General features: G+C 70.2%; 25 protein-coding genes. 13 read left to right on the plus strand and 12 right to left on the minus strand.

Annotated elements, in window-relative coordinates; genetic code table 11:
* Positions 1-1102 precede the first annotated feature (1102 nt).
* Complete coding sequence (locus tag IEY86_RS22735; protein WP_229698672.1) at positions 1103-1720, plus strand: hypothetical protein; 618 nt, start codon at positions 1103-1105, stop codon at positions 1718-1720.
* A gap of 76 nt (positions 1721-1796) precedes the next feature.
* Here IEY86_RS22735 and IEY86_RS22740 read toward each other — a convergent pair whose 3' ends face one another.
* On the minus strand, positions 1797-2330 hold the full coding sequence (locus IEY86_RS22740) for a glycine betaine ABC transporter substrate-binding protein (protein ID WP_229698673.1): 534 nt from the start codon (positions 2328-2330) through the stop codon (positions 1797-1799).
* Between the two features lie 202 nt (positions 2331-2532).
* Positions 2533-3453, minus strand: a complete 921-nt coding sequence (locus IEY86_RS22745; RefSeq protein WP_229698674.1) for a LysR family transcriptional regulator — start codon at positions 3451-3453, stop codon at positions 2533-2535.
* Between the two features lie 89 nt (positions 3454-3542).
* Between IEY86_RS22745 and IEY86_RS22750 the strand changes: the two genes are divergently transcribed.
* Both IEY86_RS22750 and IEY86_RS22755 read left to right on the plus strand, forming a co-directional pair.
* Positions 3543-3983 (plus strand): cupin domain-containing protein, encoded by a 441-nt coding sequence (locus IEY86_RS22750; RefSeq protein ID WP_189133660.1) that lies wholly within the window; start codon positions 3543-3545, stop codon positions 3981-3983.
* The gene (locus IEY86_RS22755; RefSeq protein ID WP_189133661.1) at positions 3980-4876 is read left to right on the plus strand and encodes a sugar phosphate isomerase/epimerase family protein; all 897 of its coding nucleotides are present in this window, start codon (positions 3980-3982) and stop codon (positions 4874-4876) included. The genes IEY86_RS22750 and IEY86_RS22755 overlap by 4 nt, the downstream gene beginning before the upstream one ends.
* 207 nt (positions 4877-5083) lie before the next feature.
* On the opposite strand, the gene IEY86_RS22760 is transcribed toward IEY86_RS22755, so the two are convergent.
* Complete coding sequence (locus IEY86_RS22760; protein ID WP_189133662.1) at positions 5084-5365, minus strand: hypothetical protein; 282 nt, start codon at positions 5363-5365, stop codon at positions 5084-5086.
* 221 nt (positions 5366-5586) lie between these two features.
* Between IEY86_RS22760 and IEY86_RS22765 the strand changes: the two genes are divergently transcribed.
* Complete coding sequence (locus IEY86_RS22765; protein WP_265805272.1) at positions 5587-5973, plus strand: ATP-binding protein; 387 nt, start codon at positions 5587-5589, stop codon at positions 5971-5973.
* Positions 5974-6209: 236 nt separating this feature from the next.
* Here IEY86_RS22765 and IEY86_RS22770 read toward each other — a convergent pair whose 3' ends face one another.
* Positions 6210-7112 carry an ABC transporter substrate-binding protein gene (locus IEY86_RS22770; protein ID WP_229698675.1) on the minus strand — a complete coding sequence of 301 codons (903 nt, stop codon included), beginning with the start codon at positions 7110-7112 and terminating at the stop codon, positions 6210-6212.
* Between the two features lie 32 nt (positions 7113-7144).
* On the opposite strand from IEY86_RS22770, the gene IEY86_RS22775 reads away from it, so the two are divergent.
* Positions 7145-7579, plus strand: coding sequence for a PucR family transcriptional regulator (locus IEY86_RS22775; protein ID WP_229698676.1), 435 nt, complete (start codon positions 7145-7147; stop codon positions 7577-7579).
* Positions 7576-8241 carry a TetR/AcrR family transcriptional regulator gene (locus IEY86_RS22780; RefSeq protein WP_229698677.1) on the plus strand — a complete coding sequence of 222 codons (666 nt, stop codon included), beginning with the start codon at positions 7576-7578 and terminating at the stop codon, positions 8239-8241. The genes IEY86_RS22775 and IEY86_RS22780 overlap by 4 nt, the downstream gene beginning before the upstream one ends.
* Before the next feature lie 320 nt (positions 8242-8561).
* Here IEY86_RS22780 and IEY86_RS22785 read toward each other — a convergent pair whose 3' ends face one another.
* Positions 8562-9413, minus strand: coding sequence for a helix-turn-helix domain-containing protein (locus IEY86_RS22785; RefSeq protein WP_229698678.1), 852 nt, complete (start codon positions 9411-9413; stop codon positions 8562-8564).
* A 103-nt stretch (positions 9414-9516) separates the two neighbouring features.
* Here IEY86_RS22785 and IEY86_RS22790 point away from each other — a divergent pair, with 103 nt between their 5' ends.
* Positions 9517-9891, plus strand: a complete 375-nt coding sequence (locus IEY86_RS22790; RefSeq protein WP_189133665.1) for a hypothetical protein — start codon at positions 9517-9519, stop codon at positions 9889-9891.
* Positions 9892-9959: 68 nt separating this feature from the next.
* Positions 9960-10412 carry a nuclear transport factor 2 family protein gene (locus tag IEY86_RS22795; RefSeq protein ID WP_189133666.1) on the plus strand — a complete coding sequence of 151 codons (453 nt, stop codon included), beginning with the start codon at positions 9960-9962 and terminating at the stop codon, positions 10410-10412.
* Positions 10413-10539: 127 nt separating this feature from the next.
* On the opposite strand, the gene IEY86_RS22800 is transcribed toward IEY86_RS22795, so the two are convergent.
* A complete protein-coding gene (locus IEY86_RS22800; RefSeq protein WP_189133667.1) occupies positions 10540-11001 on the minus strand; it encodes a MarR family winged helix-turn-helix transcriptional regulator in 462 nt (153 codons plus the stop codon).
* 94 nt (positions 11002-11095) lie between these two features.
* Between IEY86_RS22800 and IEY86_RS22805 the strand changes: the two genes are divergently transcribed.
* Both IEY86_RS22805 and IEY86_RS22810 read left to right on the plus strand, forming a co-directional pair.
* Complete coding sequence (locus IEY86_RS22805) at positions 11096-11467, plus strand: VOC family protein (protein ID WP_189133668.1); 372 nt, start codon at positions 11096-11098, stop codon at positions 11465-11467.
* Positions 11468-11469: 2 nt separating this feature from the next.
* A complete protein-coding gene (locus IEY86_RS22810; RefSeq protein ID WP_189133669.1) occupies positions 11470-11634 on the plus strand; it encodes a hypothetical protein in 165 nt (54 codons plus the stop codon).
* Positions 11635-11708: 74 nt separating this feature from the next.
* Here IEY86_RS22810 and IEY86_RS22815 read toward each other — a convergent pair whose 3' ends face one another.
* The 5 genes from IEY86_RS22815 to IEY86_RS22835 all read right to left on the minus strand — a co-directional run bounded on the left by IEY86_RS22815 (position 11709) and on the right by IEY86_RS22835 (position 17308).
* Positions 11709-12434 carry a hypothetical protein gene (locus tag IEY86_RS22815; protein ID WP_189133670.1) on the minus strand — a complete coding sequence of 242 codons (726 nt, stop codon included), beginning with the start codon at positions 12432-12434 and terminating at the stop codon, positions 11709-11711.
* Between the two features lie 19 nt (positions 12435-12453).
* On the minus strand, positions 12454-13098 hold the full coding sequence (locus tag IEY86_RS22820; protein WP_189133671.1) for an ATP-binding protein: 645 nt from the start codon (positions 13096-13098) through the stop codon (positions 12454-12456).
* A gap of 172 nt (positions 13099-13270) precedes the next feature.
* Positions 13271-14368 (minus strand): S-methyl thiohydantoin desulfurase family protein, encoded by a 1098-nt coding sequence (locus IEY86_RS22825; protein WP_189133672.1) that lies wholly within the window; start codon positions 14366-14368, stop codon positions 13271-13273.
* 25 nt (positions 14369-14393) lie between these two features.
* Positions 14394-15947, minus strand: coding sequence for a hydantoinase/oxoprolinase N-terminal domain-containing protein (locus IEY86_RS22830; protein WP_189133673.1), 1554 nt, complete (start codon positions 15945-15947; stop codon positions 14394-14396).
* A 26-nt stretch (positions 15948-15973) separates the two neighbouring features.
* Positions 15974-17308: a purine-cytosine permease family protein gene (locus IEY86_RS22835; protein ID WP_189133674.1), complete on the minus strand. Its 1335-nt coding sequence runs from the start codon at positions 17306-17308 to the stop codon at positions 15974-15976.
* Positions 17309-17452: 144 nt separating this feature from the next.
* Here IEY86_RS22835 and IEY86_RS22840 point away from each other — a divergent pair, with 144 nt between their 5' ends.
* Positions 17453-18469 (plus strand): S-methyl thiohydantoin desulfurase family protein, encoded by a 1017-nt coding sequence (locus IEY86_RS22840; RefSeq protein ID WP_189133675.1) that lies wholly within the window; start codon positions 17453-17455, stop codon positions 18467-18469.
* The gene (locus IEY86_RS22845; RefSeq protein ID WP_189133676.1) at positions 18466-19989 is read left to right on the plus strand and encodes a helix-turn-helix domain-containing protein; all 1524 of its coding nucleotides are present in this window, start codon (positions 18466-18468) and stop codon (positions 19987-19989) included. The genes IEY86_RS22840 and IEY86_RS22845 overlap by 4 nt, the downstream gene beginning before the upstream one ends.
* A 155-nt stretch (positions 19990-20144) precedes the next feature.
* On the opposite strand, the gene IEY86_RS22850 is transcribed toward IEY86_RS22845, so the two are convergent.
* Complete coding sequence (locus IEY86_RS22850) at positions 20145-21614, minus strand: alpha/beta fold hydrolase (protein ID WP_189133677.1); 1470 nt, start codon at positions 21612-21614, stop codon at positions 20145-20147.
* A gap of 533 nt (positions 21615-22147) precedes the next feature.
* On the opposite strand from IEY86_RS22850, the gene IEY86_RS22855 reads away from it, so the two are divergent.
* Positions 22148-22335, plus strand: a 188-nt coding sequence (locus IEY86_RS22855) for a glycosyltransferase (protein ID WP_189133678.1), incomplete at its 3' end; no start/stop codon positions are given.

The raw sequence follows: 22335 nt of genomic DNA on the forward strand, positions 1-22335 counted from the left end.
GGACACCAGGAGCTTCTCCGCCTCTTCAGGACAGTGACCTCGGCGCGGCGAGGACAACGCCGGGAGAACGCCGGGAGAAAGCCGCAATGGCGGCGCAGCCGACAAGGCTCCTCAAGCGGCTGAAATCCGTCCGATTCACCCACCGAATCCACTCGTCGACCGCGGACCCGACTCCCGGCACGTCGGACCACCCGCCGCCCGGCGCGGTCCGGCGGTGACAAGGCGCCCCGTTGTCCAGGAGGACACGCGGTTCGCCCGGATCGCGTACGAATCCCCGCACCCCTGAGTTTCGAACCGGCCGAACTCGCCAGGTAGCACCGCCGCCGCTCCGGCGTCGTGAGTGTTCCGGGCGGTTCGAACCGCCCGGAACACTTCGACGTCTTCTCTGCAGCGGCGGTCACCCTCGCGGGTGACGACGAGCGTGGTGACCCACCCATTCGGCCCGGGCAGGCGGCAGGTCGAGTGCGGCAGCGCAGGGGTTGCCGTTGGGGCGAGAGGTCGACCACCCTCCTCCACGGCGCAGGAGCTGGCCGCAGACCAGATGCCCGGATCTCTCGGGGCCGCGGCTTTCCGCCTGCCGCGGCGCTCTTCACCCGACCATGCCACTGAGGAAGCCACCCATCCGATCGTTGCCACTCCCCCAGACGCGTGAACGCTACCCATGGTGCACCGGATAGGCCGCGTCTCGGCTTGCTCGTCGGCTTCGTGACTTCGCACGCCGACTGGAGACCCGCGGTGTGCGCGGTGCGGACCCCTTCGACTCAGCGGCGGGGGCCCATGCCCTCCCTCCACGGCCGGCGGACGGCCAGGGAGCACCTCCGTTCCCGGGAGCGCAGTCCTGTCAAGACGACGAAGGCCATGCGCGGGATTGCCCCGGCCACCCGGAGTAATCGCACACCTCACCCGTTAACCGTCGCGAGCGCCATGGGAACGGAAACCAGAGCCCGCTGTGCCCGCTCCCCCTGTTCCCTCGCGAACGGAGTAGTCCGCCGTGCCCCTCGACCTCGAAACACATCGCCGATCGGTCCCAGGGACGCCTTCTCCGGCCGTGTGACATCAGCTTCGACCACTAGCGGCCTCGGGACGAGAGGGAGGAGAGACCGTGGACGACCTTGACGCTCAGGAATCCCGGAAAAGCGCATCGACCGGCACAGGCGGCCATGGCGCCCCCGCCCAGGCGGGGGTCATCGGCATCGGGCTCGCCGCCGTGTTGACGATCGCACTCGCTCAGGGCTCCTGGCAGTGGTTCGCCGCATACATCGGGGTGACGCTTCTCGCGGTGATCTTCGCCGCCTATCGCCTGCCGCCGTGGACGCCCGGCCTGCGCTCCGCGTACACGCAGAATCTGGTCGCATACTCGCTGGTGGTGGGCCTGTGCGTCGCGGTCGCTCTGGCCCCGATGCTCCAGCGCTCGGCGTGGCTCCTTCCAATGCCACGGACCCGCAGCGACTGCCGGGAGATGGGCAAGTACGAGAGCCTGCGCGCAGAGGCCGCGCTGGCCAGCCTCGCCGGTCGCGACGGCGCCGCCCTGGCTTTCGCGCAGGACAGCCAGAGCCATGACGCCACTGCCGACTGCCTGGCATCCACCACGACCCGGTGGCTGCCACTGTATGGACTCGGGGCGGCCATGCTGGCGGGTCTGGGAACGTGGTCCTTCGGCCGCACCCGGGTGCGCGGCGAAGCGGACCTGGCCACCCGAACACCTCGTCGTACGGGCTGAGCAGCTGCACGTCGTCAAGCAGGGCATCGGCAATAACAGGACAACTGGCAGGGCACGAACCCGCGCGGGACTCCGCTCAACCACCGCACCGCACGCGGGTTCCAGTCCCATCACGTCCTGAATTCCGCGAACCCGCGCGCTTCAGACGGACTTCACCGGGTATGAACGCGTATCCGAGCCGGTCGAGTCCGTATTCACCGATCACGCGGACGGAGAACCGGCTGATGCCGGCACCGGGTTTGATGCCCTGGATGTTCCTGGCCATGCGTGAGGCGATCTCGGGCCGGGCCAGGTCGGCGATCTCGGCAACAGCGGCCCGCGGAACAAGGGGCGGGACGCTCCAGGTGCAGTAGGGCCGGTAGGTGGCGTCCAGCACGACCACCTCGTCCCGGTAGGGGTCCAGGTAAGCGCCGTGGCTGCTGGGCAGCCACGCGGAGACCAGGACATCGACCGACCCGCGGGCCTGGAGAGCGAAGATCTCCTGGTGAGGAGCTTCGACCGCGGTCACGCGGTGGCCGTGCGCCTCCAACAGGCGGCGCACGACGCCGGCGACGGCGCGATGGAAGGAGAGTGCGATGTTGCCGACGACGAGCGGCGACGGTGTGCTCACGGTCGTGTCCTTCGGCGCGGACTCGGACGACGGCCTGCTGGTCCGCAGATGAGGGGCCCGAAGCCATCCGCTCCCCCTGGCAACCATCAAGGGCCGTTGCCATCCCCTGGAAAGCGCGCGGTTGAGAGTCCACGTCCGGACTGCGCAAGCCCCCACCGTGGTTCCCCGGACCCGCCCCGGCCCTTGGGCGGGGTCCCGGCGTTCAGCTGCCGTCCGGGCGGTCCGGGTGCTGCGCCAGCCCCAGGGATGCGTCCTGCAGCACCGTGACGAGTTGACGCACGAGCCCGTGGGGTTCGCTGCGCAGGTAGCAGGTGAGTTCGCGAAAGCGCCTGGGCCGGCACGGCACTACGACGGCGTCGAGTCCTGCGGGCAGCGCGTTGTCCGGAAGGAGCGCCGGCCCGACCCCGGCGGCGGCCAGTCGCGCCGCCGCGTCCACCTGCCAGGTGCGGACCGCCGCCGGCGGCTGGAACCCTTCGGTCGAACAGTATCCGGAGATCAGGTCGTTGAGGCCATGTCCCTGGCCGAACAGGACCCACTCCTGGTCCGCAAGGTCGCTCAGGGCGATTCCGGTGGCGGGCGTCGCCCGGCCGTCGCCGAGGGACGGGTGGCTGCGGGGAAGCACCACGACGAACTCCTCGTGTCCGAGCGGTACGACCGGGCCGTCCCACACGCGGGGCCGCGGACCCACCGCGAGGTCGCCCAGACCGTTGCGGACCTGCTGCTCCATCAGGTCACGATGGCTGAATTCGTCGAGCCGGATCGGGCATCCGGCATGCCGCTCGTGCCAGGTGCGGATGACATCCGGCAGGATGCCGGCCGCGATCGACGACACGGTGGCGATCTCGAGCTCCGCGGATTCGCCGGTGGTCGCCGCCCGCGCGGAGCGATAGGCCCGCTCGGCATCCCGCAACGTGGCGAGCGCCTGCGGGAGGAAGGCGCGGCCGGCCGGTGTCAGCTGCATGCCGCGCGGCAACCTCTCGAACAGAGGGCCGCCGACCCGGCGCTCGAGTGTCCTGAGCTGCTGGGACAAGGACGGCTGCGCGACGGACAACCGCGCGGCGGCGCGGCTCAGGGAACCTTCCTCGGCCACCGCCACGAAGTACTCGAACTGTCTGAGGCTCACACGGCTCAGACTACGCATAGAGAAATACAATGTAAATCGATAGAAAAGAAGTCTTAGACTTATAGCGTGAGGCGGCCCATCCTCAGTACATGGGCATCCAACAGACCTCCGAAGCCACGACCCCCACGGTTGCACACGTCGGGCCGCCCGCCGGGGAAGTCGAGAAGGCACCCCTCAACCGGGAGGTGGGCACGCGCCTCCTCTTCGAGAACAGCGCTGTCCGCGTCTGGGAGGTCCACCTCGAACCCGGCGACCGGGCACCGCTTCACTGCCACGCCGTCGACTACTTCTGGACGTGCACCGAGGCGGGGACGGCTCTGCAGTGGCAGCTCACCGGAGGCGTGTGGGAGCAGCACAGCCATTCGTACGCCGTGGGCGACACCCAGTACTTCGACCGCGGCAAGGGCTCGCCAGTGCTCCACGACCTGCACAACGACGGCGACACCACGCTCCGCTTCGTGACCGTCGAGCTGCTCGGCCGTGCCCCGCAGCGCACTCCATCCTCCACCGCTCCAGGAGCCACGCCATGACCATGCGCCTGTCCATGCACAACTGGATGCGTCCGGAGCCGCTGGAGGTCACCATCCCCCGGCTGGCCCGATGCGGATACGACGCCATCGAGATCTCCGCCGACCCGCACGGCAACGACCTTGCGGCGGTCGGGCGACTGCTCGCCGAACACAAGATCTCCTGTGCGGGCGGCCTCGCGCTCTTCATGGGCAGCCGCGATCTCGTCCATGAGTACTCCTTCATCCGGCAGGCCGGCCTCGCCTACCTCATGGAGACCATCGACCTCACCGCCGAGCTGGGCGGCACCTTCGTCACCGTGCCGTGCACGGTCGGCAAGCTGGTGCCGATGGCAGGCGCGGAGCTGGAGTGGGACTGGTACGTCAAGGCCCTCCGCGAGGCGCAGAAGCACGCCGGCGACCGGGGCGTCCGGCTCGCCATCGAGCCCCTGACGCGCTACGAGACCTACCTCATCAACCGGGCCGACCAGGCGCTGCGCCTGGCTGAGGAGGTGGGTGAGGACTGCGGCGTCTGCCTTGACATCTTCCACATGAACATCGAGGAAGCCGACTGGAGATCCGCCATTCGCAGCTGTGCCGGTCGGCTGGTGAACGTCCACGTCGCCGAGAACAACGGGCTTCCGCCGGGATCGGGAGCGATCGACTGGGCGGCAGTGCTGGGCGAACTCGTCGCCGTGGGTTATGACGGCCACCTGTCCGTGGAGTTCATGCCCGCCATCGACCGCACACCCGTTTCCGACCGGCACATCGCCGACGAACCCCTCAGCCAAGGCATGATCAAGTGGATGCGCGACCACGCCTCCGGAGTACTTCCCGCAGACCTCTACGAGGACTACACCGCACAGTCCGCCCGGGTCCTGCGCGATCACCTCACCCAGGTGAGCGCCGGCAACTGAGCCCGGCCACCTCCGTCCGCCGGGCGGACCCTCCCCCACGCCGCCCGGTGGATCCCGTTCCTTCCCCACCCTCCCCGAAACCGGAGTCCCCCATGACCGCGCTCAATCCCTCCGGATCCGAGGCCACCACGGCCGCCCCGTTCAATGTGCGGCGCAAGGCATGGACGGGCAAGCGAAACTCGGCATGATCCTCCTGGTGGTGGTCGCCTACGGAGTGGTCCTGTTCCCCCTGCGCTTGCCCCGCACCGAGCGGGTCGCCGCCGCGGTGGCCGGCAAGGAGTTGTTCCGGACCGCTGCCCGGCCCATCTTCCTGGTCTTCCTGGGCTGCATGATGCTCACCGCATCCACCGAACTCGGACCCAGCCAGTGGATCCCCGACACCCTCAACCAGCTGGCGGGAGCCTCCGGGATCCTGGTCCTGACCTTCATCACCGGCATGGTCTTCACCACCGTGTGGCTGCGTGACCGCAGAGCCGGTGGACACAGCATCGAGGCCTCTCCCCGGAAGCAGCCCGGGCCCAGCGGCACAGCCGCGTCGGCGTCATGCCCCACGGTGGCCGGGCAGGGCGCCGACCGGCGGGTCCTCTTCCTCCTCTTCGGCCCGATGCACAGGGCCCGGCCCCGGAACGGTGAATCACATGCCTCGAACGCAGACCCCTTGGCCGCCCCCTTGGTGCACCGAGGGCCCGCGGGTCACCTGCCGTGTCCGGATGGTGGGCGACGCCGCCCCCACTCGCCGGGCTCGTGCCGCGGTGCGGCGTGTGACGGCCGAGCTCGGCGTATCCACCGCTGCGGACCCCGCTCTCCGCGACCGCGCGGAAGCCGCGGTGCTGATCGCGTCGGAGCTGGTGGCCAACGCCTGGCGGCACGCCCACGGCGCCGTAGAGATGCGCCTGTGCTGGCACGACGGGGTGCTGACCCTGGAGGTCGACGACCGCAGCGCGACGCCGCCGGCCGTGGTCCCCGACTCCGAGCGGGGTGCACACGGCGGATACGGCCTCACCCTGGTCGACCACCTGGCCGACGCGTGGGGGGTGCAACGGCGCCCGAGCGGAAAGACGGTCTGGGCGAGGTGTGCCCTCCCCCTTGTCGGTTGACGGGACCGCCGGTTGGGCGCCGATTCGCACGCCACCCGGCCCCCGGACCCGGACTCTGGACCCGGACGCCGCCGGACGCCAGGGGGCCACCACGTCCGAAGGGCCCCCGGTCGTGCGGCGCGTGGGAGGACCTGTGCACCGTACGACGGGAGCAGCTGCTCGCACGGTGCCGACCGGGCGAAGGCGGTCCCAGGAGTCGAGGCATCGACCGGGACCGCCCCCGCGGGCCCGCTTCGTCAGCGGCCGAACTCCTCGCGGGTGTCCACCGGCTCGCCGAACAGCTGCCACCGCTCGCCCTTGAACCGCATCAGCTGCATCGTCTCGAGCGGGAAGGCGTCGCCGCGGCCCGTGGACATGGTGACCCCGGGCAGCAGCATGCCCACCTTCACGTCCTTCAGGTTGCGCACCGCGTCCCGCAGCCCTTCCCTGGTCGGGCACTTCATCACGTCCAGGGCCTTGTGCAGGCTGGAGGCGACGGCCCAGCCATAGGCGTTGAACTGGTTGGCCGGGTCGGCGTCCGGGGCGTACTCGTGCATGGCGTTCGTGTACGTCTTCATATCGGGGTCGTTCGCCCACTGCGGGTCGGCGGGATCCTTGAAGTAGGTCGCCGAGACCACGCCCTGCACGTGCTGGAACCCGACGGGCTCGAGCACTGCGGCGGACGAGGCCACGTTGTTCACGATGTGCAGCGGACTCCACTTGGTGTTCCTGGCGTCGGCGGCGAGGGCCTGGCTGCCGAACTTGGGAGTGGTGACGTCCAGCAGCACGTCCGCCTTGGAGCGGGACAGGCCCGCCATCTGTGCCGACACGGAAGGGTCGGTGACCTCGTAGCTCTCCTCGGCGACCACCTTGATGCCGCTGCCGGCGACGGCCTTCTTGAATCCGCCGAGCAGGTCCTTGCCGAAGTCGTCGTTCTGGTAGAGGACCGCGACCTTGGCCTTGTGCCGCTCGTCCTTGAGGTACTTGGCGTACACCCGGGCCTCGGCCACGTAGTTGGGCTGCCACCCGATGGTCCAGGGATGCTTGTCGTCCGTACCCCAGACGGAGGCACCCGTGGCGACGAAGGGCTGCGGCACCTTCTGCTTGTCGAGGTAGTCCCACACGGCTGCCGTGGACGGGGTGCCCAGGGTCTGGAACACGGCGGCTCGCGCCGGGCGGAACCATGCTCTCCATGGGGATCAGTACGGTCGCGAAGGGCGCATGTGAACTGCCGCGCGCCTACCAGGAGGCGCGGGCCGCCCTCGACCTGGTGCCGAGCGGGGGCGGGGTGGCGGCGCTGCCGCGGCTGTCCCCGTTCGACTACTTGGCGCTGCACGCCGACGACCTCGCCCGCCAACTGGTCGATCCCCGCGTACGCAAGCTGCTGGAGGAGGACCGCAGACGCGGCGACACGCTGGCCGCCACCATACGGGCCTTCGTGGAGGCAGACCTCAATCTGCGGCTGGCCGCCGACCGGCTGCGGGTGCACCACAACACGGCGCACTACCGGTTGCGCCGGATCGAGGAACGCAGCGGCCGCAATCCGCGCCGGATCGCCGACCTCCTGGAACTACTGGTCGCCCTCGCCATCCGCGACGGGGCCGGGGAAGGCGGGGCCGGCCAGTGAGCGGCATCGTGGAGTCTGCCGGGACCGGGGCGGCACATCAGCTGCCGGACGGGCAGGGGGGCATGGGCCTGCCGGAGGGGCACGCCGGGCAGAACCGAACGGTCCGCAGTGCGCTGCTGGACGCCGCGCTGGAGGTGTTCACCGAGCGCGGTTACACCGACGCCGGTCTCAGCGAGATCGCGGCGCGCTCCGGCATCGCGGTGGGCAGCCTCTTCCAGCACTACGGCGGAAAGCGTGGGCTTTACCTGGCCCTTTGGGAGGAGTTCCGGGAGGAGCAGGAGCGCCGGACCGCGGCCACGCTGGCCTCCGAGCGCAGCCGTGGTGTGGACGACCCCATCGCCCTGTTCGTGGCGGGAGCCGGGGCGTACCTGGAGGGTGCCTGGGACAACCGCAGGCTCGGCAGACTCCTCGTGGAGGACGATGGACCCGCGGGCTTCGACGCGCTGCGCCGCCAGTGGGACCGCGCCTGGGTGCGGCGCAACGCCCGGCTGCTGGAGGTGGACGAGCGGCGACGCGCCGGCCGGGTCCGGGTGAGCGTGCTGACCACCGTGATCGGAGGGGCGGCGCGCGAGCTGGGCGACTGCCGGGACGAGACGGAGGCCCGGGAGATCATGGACGAGGTGTGCGGCATCCTGATCCATCTGTCGGCACCGCCCGGCTGAAACGCCCGGTGCACGGCGGGGTTGGCAGGACCGGCCGCAGCCCGACGACGCCTCACTGCCCGGATCCGGCACCCCGGCACAGCCCTGCGGTGGGCGCCGCGGGACCCGCCCGCGGCCCGCGTCGTCCCGTACCGGGCAGGTGGGATCCGACTGGCCGAGGCTGATCCGGTCGAGACAAGCCGGCCCGGTGACGTCGAAGCCGCGGTTTCGAGCCGGCGGCTCATCGCCCCGGCGTCGATTCCGACGATGTCCCTTCGACCGCAGGGCGTGCCGGCTCAGCACTTGAGTCCCGTCAGTACTTGAGTCTCAGTAGTTGAGTCTCAGTACTTGAGTCTCAGTACTTGAGTCCCGATGGTGCTGAGCAGGGCGAACTGGTCGGCTGTGGCAGTGCCTGCTGGTGGGGAGCAGACGGCGATGCGCAGGTCGTTGCCGGGGATGGTGAGGGTGTCGCAGTCGACGGTGACAGGTCCGAGTTCGGGGTGGTGGACGGTCTTGCTGTCCGTGGTGTGGAACCCGACGGTGTGGGAGTCCCACAGGTCCTCGAAGCGGTCGCCGGCCCGGCGGAGGCTGGTGATCAGCGCCGTGAGGTGACTGTCCTTCGGGTAGCGGGCGGCGGAGGAGCGCAGGTCGGAGACGAGGGCGGTCTCGAACCGGTCCTGCTGGTCGGGGGTGTGGGTGACGCGGGTGGGCTGGTGGGTGAAGTGCCGCCAGGCGATGTTGCGGTCCTTGCCGCGCCAGGGCGAGGGATCGCCCATGAGGGCGGCCCACAGGGGATTCCAGGAGATGAGGTTCCAGGCGGCGTCGTGGACGCTGAGCGGGCTGCCGTTCAGCTGGTCGAGCAGGCGCTGGACGCTGGGCGGGACGTGCGGGGAGACCTGCCCCGTGGTGGGCGGGGCCTGGCCGGCGAGGAGGTAGAGGTGGTCGCGTTCGGTCTCGGTCAGGCGCAGGGCGCGGGCGAGGGAGGCCAGGACCTGCGGGGAAGGTGAGGTGGCGCGGCCTCGCTCCAGGCGGACGACGTAGTCGACGCAGAGTCCGGCGAGCTGGGCGAGTTCTTCGCGCCGCAGCCCGGGAGCGCGGCGGACCCCGCCGAGGGGGAGGCCCAGGTCCTTGGGGCTGGTGCGGTCGCGCCAGTGCCGCAGGGCCTGGCCGAGGGCTACGGGATCGTCGTTCACCCTTCCATTGTCCGCCGGTCCCCAGCGAACAGCCTGGTACTGGCCGACCCCCCGCCGAGGAGAGCCCTCCCTGTCTCTTTCGGCGGCGCGCAGGCTGAGTGACATGCCAACAGTCACCGTGATCACCGGGACCGACAAGGGCCTCGGTTTCGAAACGGCCCGCCGGCTCGCCGAGGCGGGCCGGGTGGATGTGCCGGTCAACAACGCGGGTGTCGCCGGTCCGGCCGCACCGGCCGGTGAGCTGACCGCGGTCCACGCGCAGGCGTTCCCCAAGTTCAGCATGTTCAGCAAGTTCAGCAAGTTCAGCAAGTTCAGTGTCGTCCCGGTCGATCCCGGGTTCACCGCGACCGGCCTCAACGGCCACCGGGGCACCCAGAGCGCCGAGGACCGCGCCGCGGCGACCGTCGCAGCCGCCACCGCCGGCCCCGGGGCGCCGAGCGCCGCCTTCGTCGGCGCCACCGACCCCGTGCCGTGGTGACCGCCTCGACGTTTGCTCCCCAGCGGCCGCGGTCTGCGGCCGTACCGCACGACCACTAAGGAATGATCATGAACAGCGTTCACCAGAGGTCCCTCGAGACCGCCCGGGCGTTCATCGCCGCGTTCGAGAACCGCGACCCGGCGACCGTGGCGGGCCTGCTGTCGGACGACGCGACCTTTGTCATCCCGCTCTCGATCGCGGGCACCCCCGAGCCCTGGTACGTCTTCGACAGCCCCGCCGCCGTCCTCGCCTACATCGAGTCGGTCGCGGCGAAGTTCGACCATGTCGCCTTCCTGGACAAGGCCTGGACCGTCAGCGAGGACGCCCGTTCGGTGTTCCTGCAGGCCAACGGGGACATCCTGTCCAGCGCGGAGAAGCTCGTCTACAACAACGTCTACATCTTCCGCATCGACGTCGCCGAAGGCCGCATCGTGAAGGTGTGGGAGTACGCCAACCCGGTCGCCTACGCCAACCTCGGCATCGCCGACTCCGAGGCCGAAGCCGCCGCCCAGGCCGGCTGACCTGCTGGTCTGCGGATCTGCGGCGGGTGTGCGGTTCTGCGAGCAGCTGCCCGGTGGACCGCCTCGGTCCACCGGGGGCTCGCCGTCGCCCGGCCGCCCGCCCCTTCCGGTCGGAAGGGGCGGGCGGTCATTCGTCGAGGGCGTCGGTCATGGTGTCGAGATCGGCCAGGAGGACCGTCAGCCGTCGTGCGGGAATGCTTCTGATCATGCGTTCTTCGATGGCGTAGACGGCGCTGCGGGCGGCGTGCAGGCGCTGCTGTCCGGCCGCGGTGAGGTGGATGGGCAGGGCTCGGCCGTGGTCGGTGCTGGTTGCCTGGGTGATCAGACCGGCGTCCTTGAGGCCGCGCAGGACGACGTTGGCCGACTGCCGGGTGACGAAGGTGCCGCGGGCCAGGTCGGCGTTGGACAGGCCGGGCTGTTCGTCGAGCAGTTCCAGGCAGGAGTACTGCGGGACGGTGAGGTCGTGCTCGCGCAGGGCCTTGTCCATGGCTCCGCGCAGAGCTGCCGAGGCTCGTTTGAGGCGGTATCCCACGTGCTCGGTGACGTCCTCGGCTGGATGGGGCAGGGGAACAGGCGCACGGTCTTTCATGTCAGCATTTTGACATGCCTGAGAGCCTGCGCCTATAGTCCACATGTCAAAGTCCTGACATTGAATCTCTGGCAGACCACCCCTTGGAGTCACCATGACCGCCACTGTCGAAGGCCCCGATTTCATCGCTCTGCAGGTGAGGGACGTGCCTGCTGCGGCCGCTTTCCTCGAGGAGCGGCTCGGTCTGCGCCGGGCCCCCGCCGCGCCGCCCCACGCGGTCGTCTTCGCCACCACCCCGATCCCATTGGCCGTCCGCGAGCCGCTGCCCGGCGTCGACCTGGACGGCGTCGCGCGCCCCGGCCTCGGTGTGGCGCTGTGGCTGCGCACCACCGACGCCCCGGCGCTGCGCGAGCAGCTCGTGGCGGCGGGCACGCGGGACGTCACCCCGCTGCAGGACGGCCCGTTCGGTCCGACGTTTTCCTTCACCGGCCCCGAGGGCTACCGGCTCACCGTGCACGGAGGCTGACCGTGAAGGCCGTCGTCCTGACTCCTCGAGGCCCGTTCTCCCTCGCGGCGAGCCTGCGCTTCCTGGAAGGCTTCACCCCCACCCCGTACCGGGGAGGCCGCGACGGGGTGCTCCGCCTGGCGTTCCCCTCGGACGACGGTCACTGCACCGTCACCGCCGCCGTGTGACACCCGGGCCGCCGAGGGCGGCGTTCAGCTCGCGTCGGACGCCACCCCCCACCCGTTTGCCTTCTGCGGGGAGCTCAGGGGCTCCAGTCGATGCGTCCGCTCGCGGCACCGAGCAGGCGGGCCAGGTTCTGCTTCGCCGGTGGTGGTGGTGGGGTCGGGGTGGCGTGAGCGCTGCTGTCGGCTGCGTCGTCCTGCGGGTGGGGCGGGGACGGTGGGTCCGAGGTGTGGACGAGCCGGACGTCCGGGTGTTTGGGGTAGAGCTGATTGGCGAGGGCGCGGGCGAAGGAGGCGAGGTCGTCTTCGGCTTCGGTGAGAGCGTGGGCCGCCAGTGGGCGTGCCAGTTGGGGCCATCCGGTCAGCATGACGGCTCGCAGGGCTGCGGCGCGTACCGGTGGCGGTGGGGCGAAGAGCGCCGATATCACTGCGTCCGCCACGTCGGAGCAGTAGTGATCGGGGGCTGAGGCCGCGACGGCGGTAAGGGGGAGAGCCTGTTCCTCCGTCTTCGTCGCGCGCAGGAGTTTGAGGGCTTCGGCGACGGTGAAGCACCGGAACGCGCGGTACACGATGGCTTCCGCGTCGGCCATGGCGCGCTGGTGCGTCTGCGGTTCGTTCGCGCTCACTTCGGCAAAGGACACGCAGACGGCGTCTCCTGGGTAGAAGCGGACGATCGCGCCGTCGAGGCTGCGCCAGGTGGGTGTGGGGCCGAGGTACTGGTGCTCTTCAGGGCCGGTGTACCACCAGCCTGTCCCTGCCGCGAGGTTGCCGAACGCCCCTTCGTCCAGCGGGTCCTTGAAGGCCATCCTGCGCCACCGCCACCAGCTACCCACTGCGGCTGCCTCGGGTCGGTGTGATGGCGGGGGTACTTGACGGGGCAGGCGGTGAAGCGTGGGCGACTCGGTTTCTGGCAGTGGTCGGGGCCGGGGTCGCGGGCGTGACGGCGGGGCGGGTACGGCGGTGCAGGGCGGGGCGACGGCGGGTGGGCCCGCCGGATGTCGCGCCGGCCGGGTGGGGCATCGGGGTCCGGACGGTGGTGGTGGAGGGGGGTGGCGTCACCTCGCACCAGATCTGTTTGCCTCGGGCATGGGGGGCTTGTCCCCAGTGGTCCGACAGGGCCTCCACCAAGCCCAGCCCTCGTCCGTGCTCGTCGCGGTCAGTGGTCTTTGCCCGGCGTGCGGGCTTGGCGCAGGTGTCGGTGACCTCGACCCGCAGGACCGGGAGGGCTGCGGGCAGCTGGGTGAGCAGGAGCGAGAACGTGAGGGGACCTTGTCCGTGTGTCACGGCGTTGGTGACCAGTTCGCTGACGAGGAGCCGTACGGTCTCGACCGAGTCGGCGGGTACCCGCCACTGGGCCAGTGTCGTTTGTGTGAGTCGGCGGGCGGTGCGCGGGGCTTCGGCGGCTGTGGGCAGCGAGAAGCAGGCCTTGCGCTGCCTTGCGGTCGTGGTGGGAGCGGGCAGTGAGTACATGGTCGCAACCGAATCGGCGGTTAGGGGTGGTCTGGCGGATGACTTCTACCTGGCCGCGGGGCCGGGAGGTGGGGAGTGCCTCCCGGCGCCGTCGGGAAGGGGCAGCGGTTGCCGTGCGTTGGTCGCAGAGTCGCGCGGCTTCGGGGTTGGCTCCTGGCTGCCTTGGGTGGTCTCAGTTCGCGATCTCCTCCAGGGGTTGCCAGGGCTGGGTGAGGCCGAAGGCGGCCGGGCCGAAGACGTCCAGTGCGGCCGCGGTGCGCATGATCGGCGGGGTGGAGATACCGAAGACACGGACGCGCATGCCGTAGCGGAGGGTCTCGGTGGTCACTGGCGTGGCTGTGTCGGCGTCCAGCAGGGTGATCAGGTCGGGCACGATGGCCACGACCCGGTCGTCCACGGTGGCCAGCAGGTTTTCGTTGCGGAATTCGATGCGCATGGTGCCGGTGCTGTCGAGTCCGTGGATCAGGGCGTGTCCTTGGGTGAATCCGTCGCTGACGTGTCGTGAGACATCGGTGACCTTGCCGCTGAAGAGCACTTGTCCGTGCTCGTAGGGGGTCTGTTTGAGCGCGTCGATGAGTGCGTCGAAGGGGTCGCGGTGTTCTTGTTTGGCCTCCCGCAGCGTCCGGCCCAGGGTCAGCGCCAGCCGGAGTGTGCGGGGGATGGCGGTACGTTTGACCTGGGCGCCGGTCATCGGATACTCCGCGATGTACGCCGATCCGCCCATGCGGATGGTCAGCGCCCGGGCGAACCACTCGGTGCGGTGGTTGTCCGCGCCGGTTGCCACGATCGCTGTGTGGCCGCGTTCGTCGGCGATGGCCAGCGGTGACGCCGGTACCCCGTAGACCCCGAAGGTCTCCATCTGCAGTTCGGGGAAGGCGCGTCCCATTCCGTCGCCGTCGACTACGGGCAGGTCGGCGCGGGCTGCGACGAGGAGGGGGATCATCGAGTTCAGGCCGCCGCATTCCATCGGGATGACTGCGTCCGCCTGCCGGCCGAGGTGGTCCTCGAGGCGGCGCAGCGCGGCTACGGCCTCGCGTCCGCTCGGGACCTTCTCCAGCACGACCGTTGGTGCGCCCATCATCGCTGAGGCGATCACCAGCATGTCGTCGTCGAGCTCGTCGGGGTCGAGGACTCGGACCTTGCAGCCGTCGGCCAGTGCCTGCTCGACCAGTAGTCGCCCGATGAGCGGGTCGCCTCCGCCGCCGGTGCCCAGCAGCGCGGCGCCGGTGGCCAGGTCGAGGAGGTCTTTGTCGGTGAGTTCGTAAGCCATGACGGCTCCTGTTTTCGGTGGCTGGTCAGGAGGTGACGGCGAGGTCGCCGGCGGCCTTGACCCGGATCCGGGTGGCATTGCCGGGCAGGTAGGCCAGGGGCACCTCGTCGATGTCGACGATCTGCACGGTGGAGGGGTCGGCTCCGGCTGCCACGGCCTTGGCCACGGCTTCCTGGCGTGCCTGGTCCAGGACCGCGTCACGGGTTCCGGGAGCGACGGGGAAGACGCGGTCGACCTCGCCGCCGATCTGGGCCATGGCCGCGCCGATGGCGTTGGCCACGGCGAAGTGGTCGGGCCGCAGCACCTTGCTGGCTCCTTCGAGTTCGTCGGGCACCAGGATGCTGCCGCCGCCCACGGCGACCACGGGCACCGGCGCCGCGCTGGTGCGCATCCGGTCGACCACGTCCTGGATTCCGTCGGCGATGCGGTCCAGAGCCGTGCGTACCAGGGTGCGGTCCAGGTGCGCGACGAGTGAGGGGTCCCCTATGTCGGCGCGGCCGGCGGCGACCGCGATGTCGGTGGCGGTGAGGGTCTCTCCCCCGAAGACGAGCGCTTGCTCGGTCACCAGGTAGCCGACGCTGTCCGGGCCGACCCTCATCCCGCCGACGCCGTCCGGGCGTACCCGGCTGCCGCCGCCGATGCCGACCGAGAGCACGTCGGGCATGCGGAAGTTCGTGCGCACACCGGCGACTTCCACCTCGGTGGCGGCCTCTCGTGGGAAGCCGGACTGCAGCATGCCCACGTCGGTGGTGGTGCCTCCGATGTCGACCACGACGCACTGGTCGACCCCCGACAGGTATGCCGCGCCCCGCATGGAGTTGGTCGGCCCGGAGGCGAAGGTCGCCACGGGGTAGCGGCGGGTGTATTCGATGTCCATCAAGGTGCCGTCGTTCTGGCTCAGGAACAGCGGCGCGGCGATCCCGGCGAGGTCGAGGGCATCGACGAGCGCGGTGCACACATGCTCGGCGACCTCGCGGAGGCAGCCGTTGATCACGGTGGCGTTCTCCCGTTCGAGCAGGCCCATCCGGCCGATCTCGTGCGACAGGCTCACGTAGAGGCCGGGGAACCGGCTGGTGATCAGTTCTGCCGCCTGCCGTTCGAACTCCGCGTTCACGGGTGAGAACACCGACGAGATCGCGATGCTGCGGATGCCGTGCTCGACCGCGTCCTCGATGGCGGCGACCACTTCTGCCTCGTCCCACGCGGAGATGGTGCGTCCGTCGAACTCATGACCTCCGTGGCACAGGTAGGACCTGCCGGCGATGGCTTGGACCAGGCGGTCCGGCCAGGCGACCAGCGGCGGCAGGCCGGATGTCGCCGGCAGTCCGAACCGGATGGCAGCCGTCGGTGCGAGCCCCTTCGCTTCGATGAGTGCGTTGACGAAGTGTGTGGTGCCGATCATGACCGCCTGGATGTCGGCCGGATTGAACTGCGCCTGCCGTCGCAGCAGGTCGATCGCCTGCGAGATGCCGGTGGTGACGTCTGCCGTGGTGGAGGTCTTGGCGGTGGACAGCACCTGCCCGCCCGCGGTGAGTACGGCGTCGGTGTTCGTGCCGCCGACATCGATCCCGATGCGCATCCGAGTCCCTTTCTCGTCGCGGGTGTTCACGTCGTCAGCAGCTTTTCAGCAGGCTTCGGCGTCTCCACGGCGGTCGGCCTGGTGGAGACCGGCCGGACCAGTCCGGCCCAGCCCACGAGGGTGTAGAGCACGACCGAGAGCACCAGCGAGTTGAGTGCCGCGATGCCGACGGGGACGAGCCAGCCGGTCAGGGACGAGGCCAGCCAGACGGCCAGGGTGGCAGGCACCCAGGTCGGCTCGGTTGCGGGCAGCGAGTCTGCGGCGGCTTCGAGCTCGCCGCGGAAGCGCTTGACGATGAAGTACTCGGCGACCATGATCCCGGCGATCGGCGGGAAGGCGACCCCGAGCAGGATGAGGAACTCGATGAAGTGGTCGAGGATCCCAGCGGCTGCCAGGGCGGTGCCGACCAGTCCGACGCACACGGTCACCAGCTTGCGGTTGAGGGAGCGTCCGAACACGGTCGACACGAAGTTGATCACCCCGAGGGAGCCGGAGTACAGGTTCCAGTCGTTGATCTTCAGCGTGCCCGCGATCAGGATCAGTGTGCCGACCCAGCCGCTGGTGGAGGTGATGATGCTGACGATGTCGCTGGTCTTGAGGGCGTGGGCGAGCAGCACACCGACCAGTGCGACCATGTACTCGCCCAGGGTGACACCGAGCAGGGTCTGCTTGATGACGTCGCTGGGCCGGCGGTTGAACCGGGTCATGTCCGGCGTTATCACCATGCCGACCATGAACCCGCCGGCGACCAGGGTGGTCCCGGCGGCCAGGCTGAGCACCTCACCGGGCGGGCGGCCGGTCACGAGCGTGCCGACGTCGTGCCGCGACAGCTCGGTGACCACAGACCAGCCGGCGAGCGCCAGGAAGGCGGGGACGGTCAGATACGCGGTCCAGGCCATCGAATGGAAGCCGAAGATGACCACGCCGGTGACTACCAGGCCGAAGAGAAGCGAGCATCCCCACACGGGCAGCTGGGGAAGGAACCGGTGCAGCCCCTGGGCGGAGACGGCACTTTGCACACCGAACCAGCCGATCAGGCTCAGTGCGATGACCAGGCCGATCAGGCTCGAGCCGTAGCGTCCGAAGCCGGTCCACCGGGCGAGCACCGAAGTGCTCAGGCCTTCTCGCTGCCCGATCAGGCCGGTGCAGATCGCGACGGCCTCCAGGATCGCCGAGCCCAGCGTGATGGCCAGCACCGCGTGCCAGAACGTCATACCGAAGCCGAGCGCCGCCCCCAGCAGGAACTGTGAGAGCGCGGATATCTGGCCGAACCTCTGGACGGCGACCGTCCACCACGAGTAGCGGGCACCCTGCGGTACACGTTCGAGCACGTAATCGTCGGTGACTGGTCTTCGTTCCATGGAACACCTCTACACAAACCGGGAGGAAAGGGGCCGCTGCAGCTGATTCCGACGCTAGGGGTTGAGCGAGCTGATGTCAGTGGGCAGACTGTCTACAAATCCCGGTTCTGGTGGGCAGTGTGCCCCCGCACGGGAAGGACGATCATGAGTTGGATCCTCGGCACGGACGACCTGGGCCCACTGGCGACAGGGGCAGCCGTCCTGGGCTCGGGCGGTGCCGGGGACCCGGCGCTGTTCGAGCTGCTGGCCCGGCAGGTACTCGCCACGCACGGTCCGGTCACCGTCTACGAACACGCCGAGCTGCCGGAGGACGCCATCCTGGTCAGTACCGGTCTGGTCGGCTCCATCACTGCCTTCACCGAGAAGCCGGGCAACGGCTACGAGTTCACCCGCGCGGTCATCCGCTTGCGCCAGGCGCTCGCCACGTCCCGGCCGGTGTACGTGTGCGGCTATGAGACGGCAGGCGTGAACGCCTTCCTGCCCCTGATCGTCGCCGCGCAGACCCAGACCCCCCTGGTCGACCTCGACGGCATGGGGCGCGGACTGTCCTGGCTGGACCAGACCACCTACGACGCGGCGGGCATCCCGATCGCGCCGTTCACGCTCACCGACTCACACGGCCACACCGTGGTGGCCGAGGCCATCACCGGGCACGAGGCCGAGCGCTACATCCGCACCCTCACAGTGTCGATGGGCGGCTGGTCGGCCTTCGCCGGATACCCCGCCGACGCCACCGCGGTCGGCAGCGCCGGGGTGCACGGAGCACTCGCCCGGGCGCTGCGGCTCGGCCGCAACCTCGACGCCGAGCCCCACCGCCGCCTCGGGTCGGGGCGCGTCAGCGAAGTGAGCTGGCAGCCGGGCACCGAAGCCGCGCACGGCAGCATCGTGGTGTGGCTGGGCCCCCCAGACGATCGGCCCCTGCGCATCGAGACGCGCAACGAGTTCCTGCTGGCCCTGGACAGCGGCCGCATCGTGGCCACGGCACCCGACATCATCTGCCTGCTCGACCAGCGGACCATGACCCCGCTGCTGACCGAGCGGGTCCTGCCCGGCTACCAGGTCGACGTGCGTGTCTACCCCGCCCCCAGCCGCTGGACCGAGCCGGGATTCGCCCACCTGGCCTCACCCGCGGCCTTCGGCTACAGCTGGGCCGGACCGTGAACGCCCGCCCCACGGTCAGCCAGCTGCTGGCCGGCCAGGTCCTCGAAGGAGCATCCCTGCTCGGCGGCGCGCAGGGCCTGCACCGCACCGTGACCGACGTGCACGCCTGCACCCCGGCCGAGGCAGACCTGTCCCGGTTCGGTACCCATGCCGCACTCGTACTGCAGTCCCCCGTCGGCTACCAGCTCGAGATGCTCCTGCCACGGGCCCGCGAGGCGCAGGCGAGTGTGCTGGCGGTGTGCGCCGAACCGGCAGCGGTGCTCGGCTCCACCCGGTGGCTGGCCGACCGGCTCGCGCTTCCGCTGGTCGCCGTGCCGTCCGCCCCGCTCCTGGACCTCGCACAGCGCCTGCACGCCCTCGTGCACGGCGACGACACCAACCGCGGCCTGACCTGCGCCCGGCTCGCGCGGCAGCTCGGCCGGCGGCCCGCCAGCCCAGCCGAGACCGTGCACGCGCTGAACGCGCTGCTGCCCGCGCAGTGCGCGATCCTCAGCGCCGAGGGAACACCCCTGGCCGGGGAGCCTCCCGCCAGGCAGCTGGACCACCTGCTGCGGGCCGCAGCGCCCGCGACAATCCGGGACGAGGCCGGAGCCGTCATCGCGCTGCCGGCCGGATCCGCGAGCGGACGGCTGGTACCGCTGTGGCTGATCGCCGAAACCGCCGACATCACCGACAGCGAGCTCAACACCATCACCGCCGCCCTCCAGATCGCCGCCTGGGCGGTCACCGCCTGGTCCGCCACGCACCAACTCGAGGCCGCCCGCAACTCCGCCTTCCAGGCCTCGGTGCTCACCGAGCTCCTCACCGCCGGCGACCAGGTCACCGCGCACACCGTCGGACACGCCCTGGAAGCAGGCTGGACCCTGGACGGCTGGCACATCGGCGTACGCATCCTGCCCACGGACACTGCCTCCCGCCGAAGCCAGGCAACCACCACCCGCCTGCGCCAGGTGCTGGCAGCCCAGCGGATCTCCGCCCCCCTGGTGGAACTCGGCGACAGCTGGGCAGCATGGCTGAGCGAACCCGACGAGCCCGCACCCGACCGGTTCTCGGCCGTCGTAGCCGGCGTCCGCCGGTCCCTGGCCGCGATGCCCGGCGCAGCGCTGGTGGCCGGAATCGGAAAGGCCCAGCCCGGCCCCGCAGGACTGGCCAGGACACTGACCGAAGCCTGGGAGCTGGCCCAAATCGCCGGCATCTCCCCCGGTCGGCGCCGGGTCGAACACGCCGGCGCCACCGACCCCCGGCGCCTGGTCCTGGCCGTGGTCTCCGGCAATGAAACCGTACGCCGCAGCCACCTCCTGCTCGGCGCCCTGCTGGAACCGTCGAACAATGTGCTGCTCGAGACCCTGGACACCTACCTGACACTGGAATCCTCGGCCTCGGCCACCGCCAAGAGCCTGCATGTCCACCGCAACACCGTGCTCAAGCGACTGGACCGGATCGAGCAACTGCTCCAGATGCGCCTGGACGACCCTGCGATCCGATTCGCCCTGCGCATCGCCTGCCGCGCCGCCCGTTGACTCTGTCCGGGCCAGGGCGGTGCGCGCAAAGACGCCTTCGCGCGCACCGCCCTGCCCGTCGCTACGCCAACGCCGCGACCGACGGGCCCACCGCGGTCACCACGCCACCCTCGAGCCACCGAGCGGCGCGCAAGCACGGGCACCGTGCGAGGGACTCAGCCCGGGATGCCGGGGGGACGGCTGCCGGGGATGACCGTGCCGGACCTGGGGACCCGCAGGTCGGTGAGGTACCGCAGAACGGTGCGCTGTTCGGCGCCCGGGTTGAAGATCTTCATGCCGTGGCCCCAGCCGTCCACTTCGACCAGGCTGGCGGCCCGGCCCAGCCGGCTCTGGACCGAGCGGGCCCAGTCGATGGGAGTCGCGTTGTCGTAGCGGCTGTTGATCAGCAGCAGGGGTGTCCGGGTGTGGACGTGGGACGAGGTTGGAGGATGGGCAGGGCGCAGGGGGAAGCCCGTGCAGAGGTTGACGTAGGAGAGACTGTTGGGCGAGTAACCGAAGTGGGGCGCCGCTCGGAGGGAGGCGCGCTGGTCGGCCGCGTATGCCGGGAAGCCCGGCGCTGACAGGCGGTAGTCGGCGCACACCGCGGGGTCCGCGTAGTCGACGGTCTTCTCCTTGGGCGTGTCGTCCTCGTCTTCCCCCCAGGGTTCGCCGGTGTCCAGGGCGCTCAGGTAGCTGTCGATCACGGGCCAGGAGGGGGTCAGCAGCATGCCGTCGAGCTCGCCATTGAACTCGGCGAGGGTGACAGGGCGATCGGGGTGGGCCGCGTTGTGCAGCGTGCCCGCGCGTGCCTTGACGGCGAGCCGGTCGTACACCTGCCACGTGTCCTGCTTGTGCAGGAGGCAGGAGGAGCTCGTGCGGCACCAGTCGGCGAACTGCCCGAAGGACTGCTCCAGCGACCTCGCCGCGGTCGCCGTGAACTCACGTCGGCGGATGGAGGGATCCATCACTCCGTCAAGCACGGCGGCCCGCACATGGGAACCGAACAGCTCGGCGTACTTCAGGGCATACAGCGTGCCGTAGGAGTGGCCGTACAACGTGACTCGGCGTTCGCCGAGTGCGGCCCGCACAGCTTCGACGTCCTTCGCCGCGCTCACCGCGTCCAGGTGCCGCAGGACGGGTCCGGAGTGGCGTGCGCAGTCCTTGCCCAGCAGGGCGGAGTGCTTCTTCATCCGCGCGAACTGAGCGGAGGTGCGCACCGGCTCGCGCACCGCCTGCAGGACGAGCTTGGTGGAGCACTTCACCGCGCTGCTCCTGCCGACTCCCCGGGGATCGAGGCTCACCAGGTCGAAACGGCGTTCGCTTCCTCCGAGCTTGTCGGTGCTGGCAACGGCGTCCACACCCGACTGGCCCGGTCCTCCGGGCAGGAAGATCAGGGTGCCGAGGCGGTGGCCCGTATCGGTGGCCCTGCGCCGGACGATGGCGATGTCCAGCTTCTCGCCGTCGGGCCGCGACCAGTTCACAGGGACACGGACCACGCCGCACTGTGCCCCGGGCGGCGCGTCCTGCTGTTCTGGGCAGGTGTGCCAGGTGACGGTGCGCGGTTCGGCCGAGGTGGCCTCGGGGCCGAGGGCCAGGGCGGCGCCGACGGCCAGGGCGGCCAGCGCCGCGCCCAGGACGAGCTTCATGGTGAACCTCTTGCGGTGTCGATTCCGGTCGGTGACAGGGACAGCCTTCCGATGGGCGCGAGGCCCCGTATCGGCCGAACGGTCTACCGCAGGCCGCCGGCCCCGGCCGAACAGCCGAATTGCGTGCCCCGAACCCGTTGCCGCGATCCGCCATGCAAGGTCGAGCCCGGCGCGGTGCGCTCCTCGGCGCCGAGTGCCTCCGCCGGCTGCCCGGCCCGCGGCTGCGCCTCGCCTGCGGGGTGGTCTGCTCGGCCTGGTCGAGGGCAAAGACGGGCACCCCGGCTGTGCGGATGGCGGGCCCGTTGGCTGGCGGTCCAAGTGGACGGCCAAAAGGCAAGGACAAAGGCAGGCAAGGACAAACGCAGGGAAGGACAAAGGCAGGCGAAGACAAAGGCAGGCAAGGACAAAGGCAAGGAGATCGCACTCCTTGCCACTCTCAACTTATAGCGCTCCGGGGGGCTTGCGGCAAGACCCGGGTCGTACCGCAGAATCGGCGGCCGAAAGCCAGAATCTGCGGAAACGGGAGTTGCGACGTGCGAGTGTTGTTGACGACGTGGGGATCGCGCGGAGATGTCGAACCGCTGGCGGGGCTGGCGGTGGGGTTGCGGGAACTCGGCGCGCAGGTGCGGGTGTGCGCCCCGCCGGACGAGGAGTTCGCGGCGCTGCTGGCGCGTATCGGCGTGCCTTTGGTGCCGCTCGGCCCGACGGTGCGCTCGGTGGT

The sequence above is a fragment of the Wenjunlia tyrosinilytica genome, assembly GCF_014646055.1.
Taxonomy (GTDB): Bacteria; Actinomycetota; Actinomycetes; order Streptomycetales; family Streptomycetaceae; genus Wenjunlia; species Wenjunlia tyrosinilytica.

Coding starts and splice junctions, on each gene's coding strand:
- IEY86_RS22765 (WP_265805272.1), top strand. CDS start 5,587: ATGGTGGGCGACGCCGCCCCCACTCGCCGGGCTCGTGCCGCGGTGCGG.
- IEY86_RS22840 (WP_189133675.1), top strand. CDS start 17,453: ATGAGTTGGATCCTCGGCACGGACGACCTGGGCCCACTGGCGACAGGG.
- IEY86_RS22775 (WP_229698676.1), top strand. CDS start 7,145: ATGGGGATCAGTACGGTCGCGAAGGGCGCATGTGAACTGCCGCGCGCC.
- IEY86_RS22750 (WP_189133660.1), top strand. CDS start 3,543: ATGGGCATCCAACAGACCTCCGAAGCCACGACCCCCACGGTTGCACAC.
- IEY86_RS22805 (WP_189133668.1), top strand. CDS start 11,096: ATGACCGCCACTGTCGAAGGCCCCGATTTCATCGCTCTGCAGGTGAGG.
- IEY86_RS22795 (WP_189133666.1), top strand. CDS start 9,960: ATGAACAGCGTTCACCAGAGGTCCCTCGAGACCGCCCGGGCGTTCATC.
- IEY86_RS22830 (WP_189133673.1), bottom strand. CDS start 15,947: ATGCGCATCGGGATCGATGTCGGCGGCACGAACACCGACGCCGTACTC.
- IEY86_RS22800 (WP_189133667.1), bottom strand. CDS start 11,001: ATGAAAGACCGTGCGCCTGTTCCCCTGCCCCATCCAGCCGAGGACGTC.
- IEY86_RS22760 (WP_189133662.1), bottom strand. CDS start 5,365: ATGCTGTGTCCACCGGCTCTGCGGTCACGCAGCCACACGGTGGTGAAG.
- IEY86_RS22835 (WP_189133674.1), bottom strand. CDS start 17,308: ATGGAACGAAGACCAGTCACCGACGATTACGTGCTCGAACGTGTACCG.
- IEY86_RS22755 (WP_189133661.1), top strand. CDS start 3,980: ATGACCATGCGCCTGTCCATGCACAACTGGATGCGTCCGGAGCCGCTG.
- IEY86_RS22850 (WP_189133677.1), bottom strand. CDS start 21,614: ATGAAGCTCGTCCTGGGCGCGGCGCTGGCCGCCCTGGCCGTCGGCGCC.
- IEY86_RS22815 (WP_189133670.1), bottom strand. CDS start 12,434: ATGGCCTTCAAGGACCCGCTGGACGAAGGGGCGTTCGGCAACCTCGCG.
- IEY86_RS22790 (WP_189133665.1), top strand. CDS start 9,517: ATGCCAACAGTCACCGTGATCACCGGGACCGACAAGGGCCTCGGTTTC.
- IEY86_RS22825 (WP_189133672.1), bottom strand. CDS start 14,368: ATGGCTTACGAACTCACCGACAAAGACCTCCTCGACCTGGCCACCGGC.
- IEY86_RS22820 (WP_189133671.1), bottom strand. CDS start 13,098: ATGTACTCACTGCCCGCTCCCACCACGACCGCAAGGCAGCGCAAGGCC.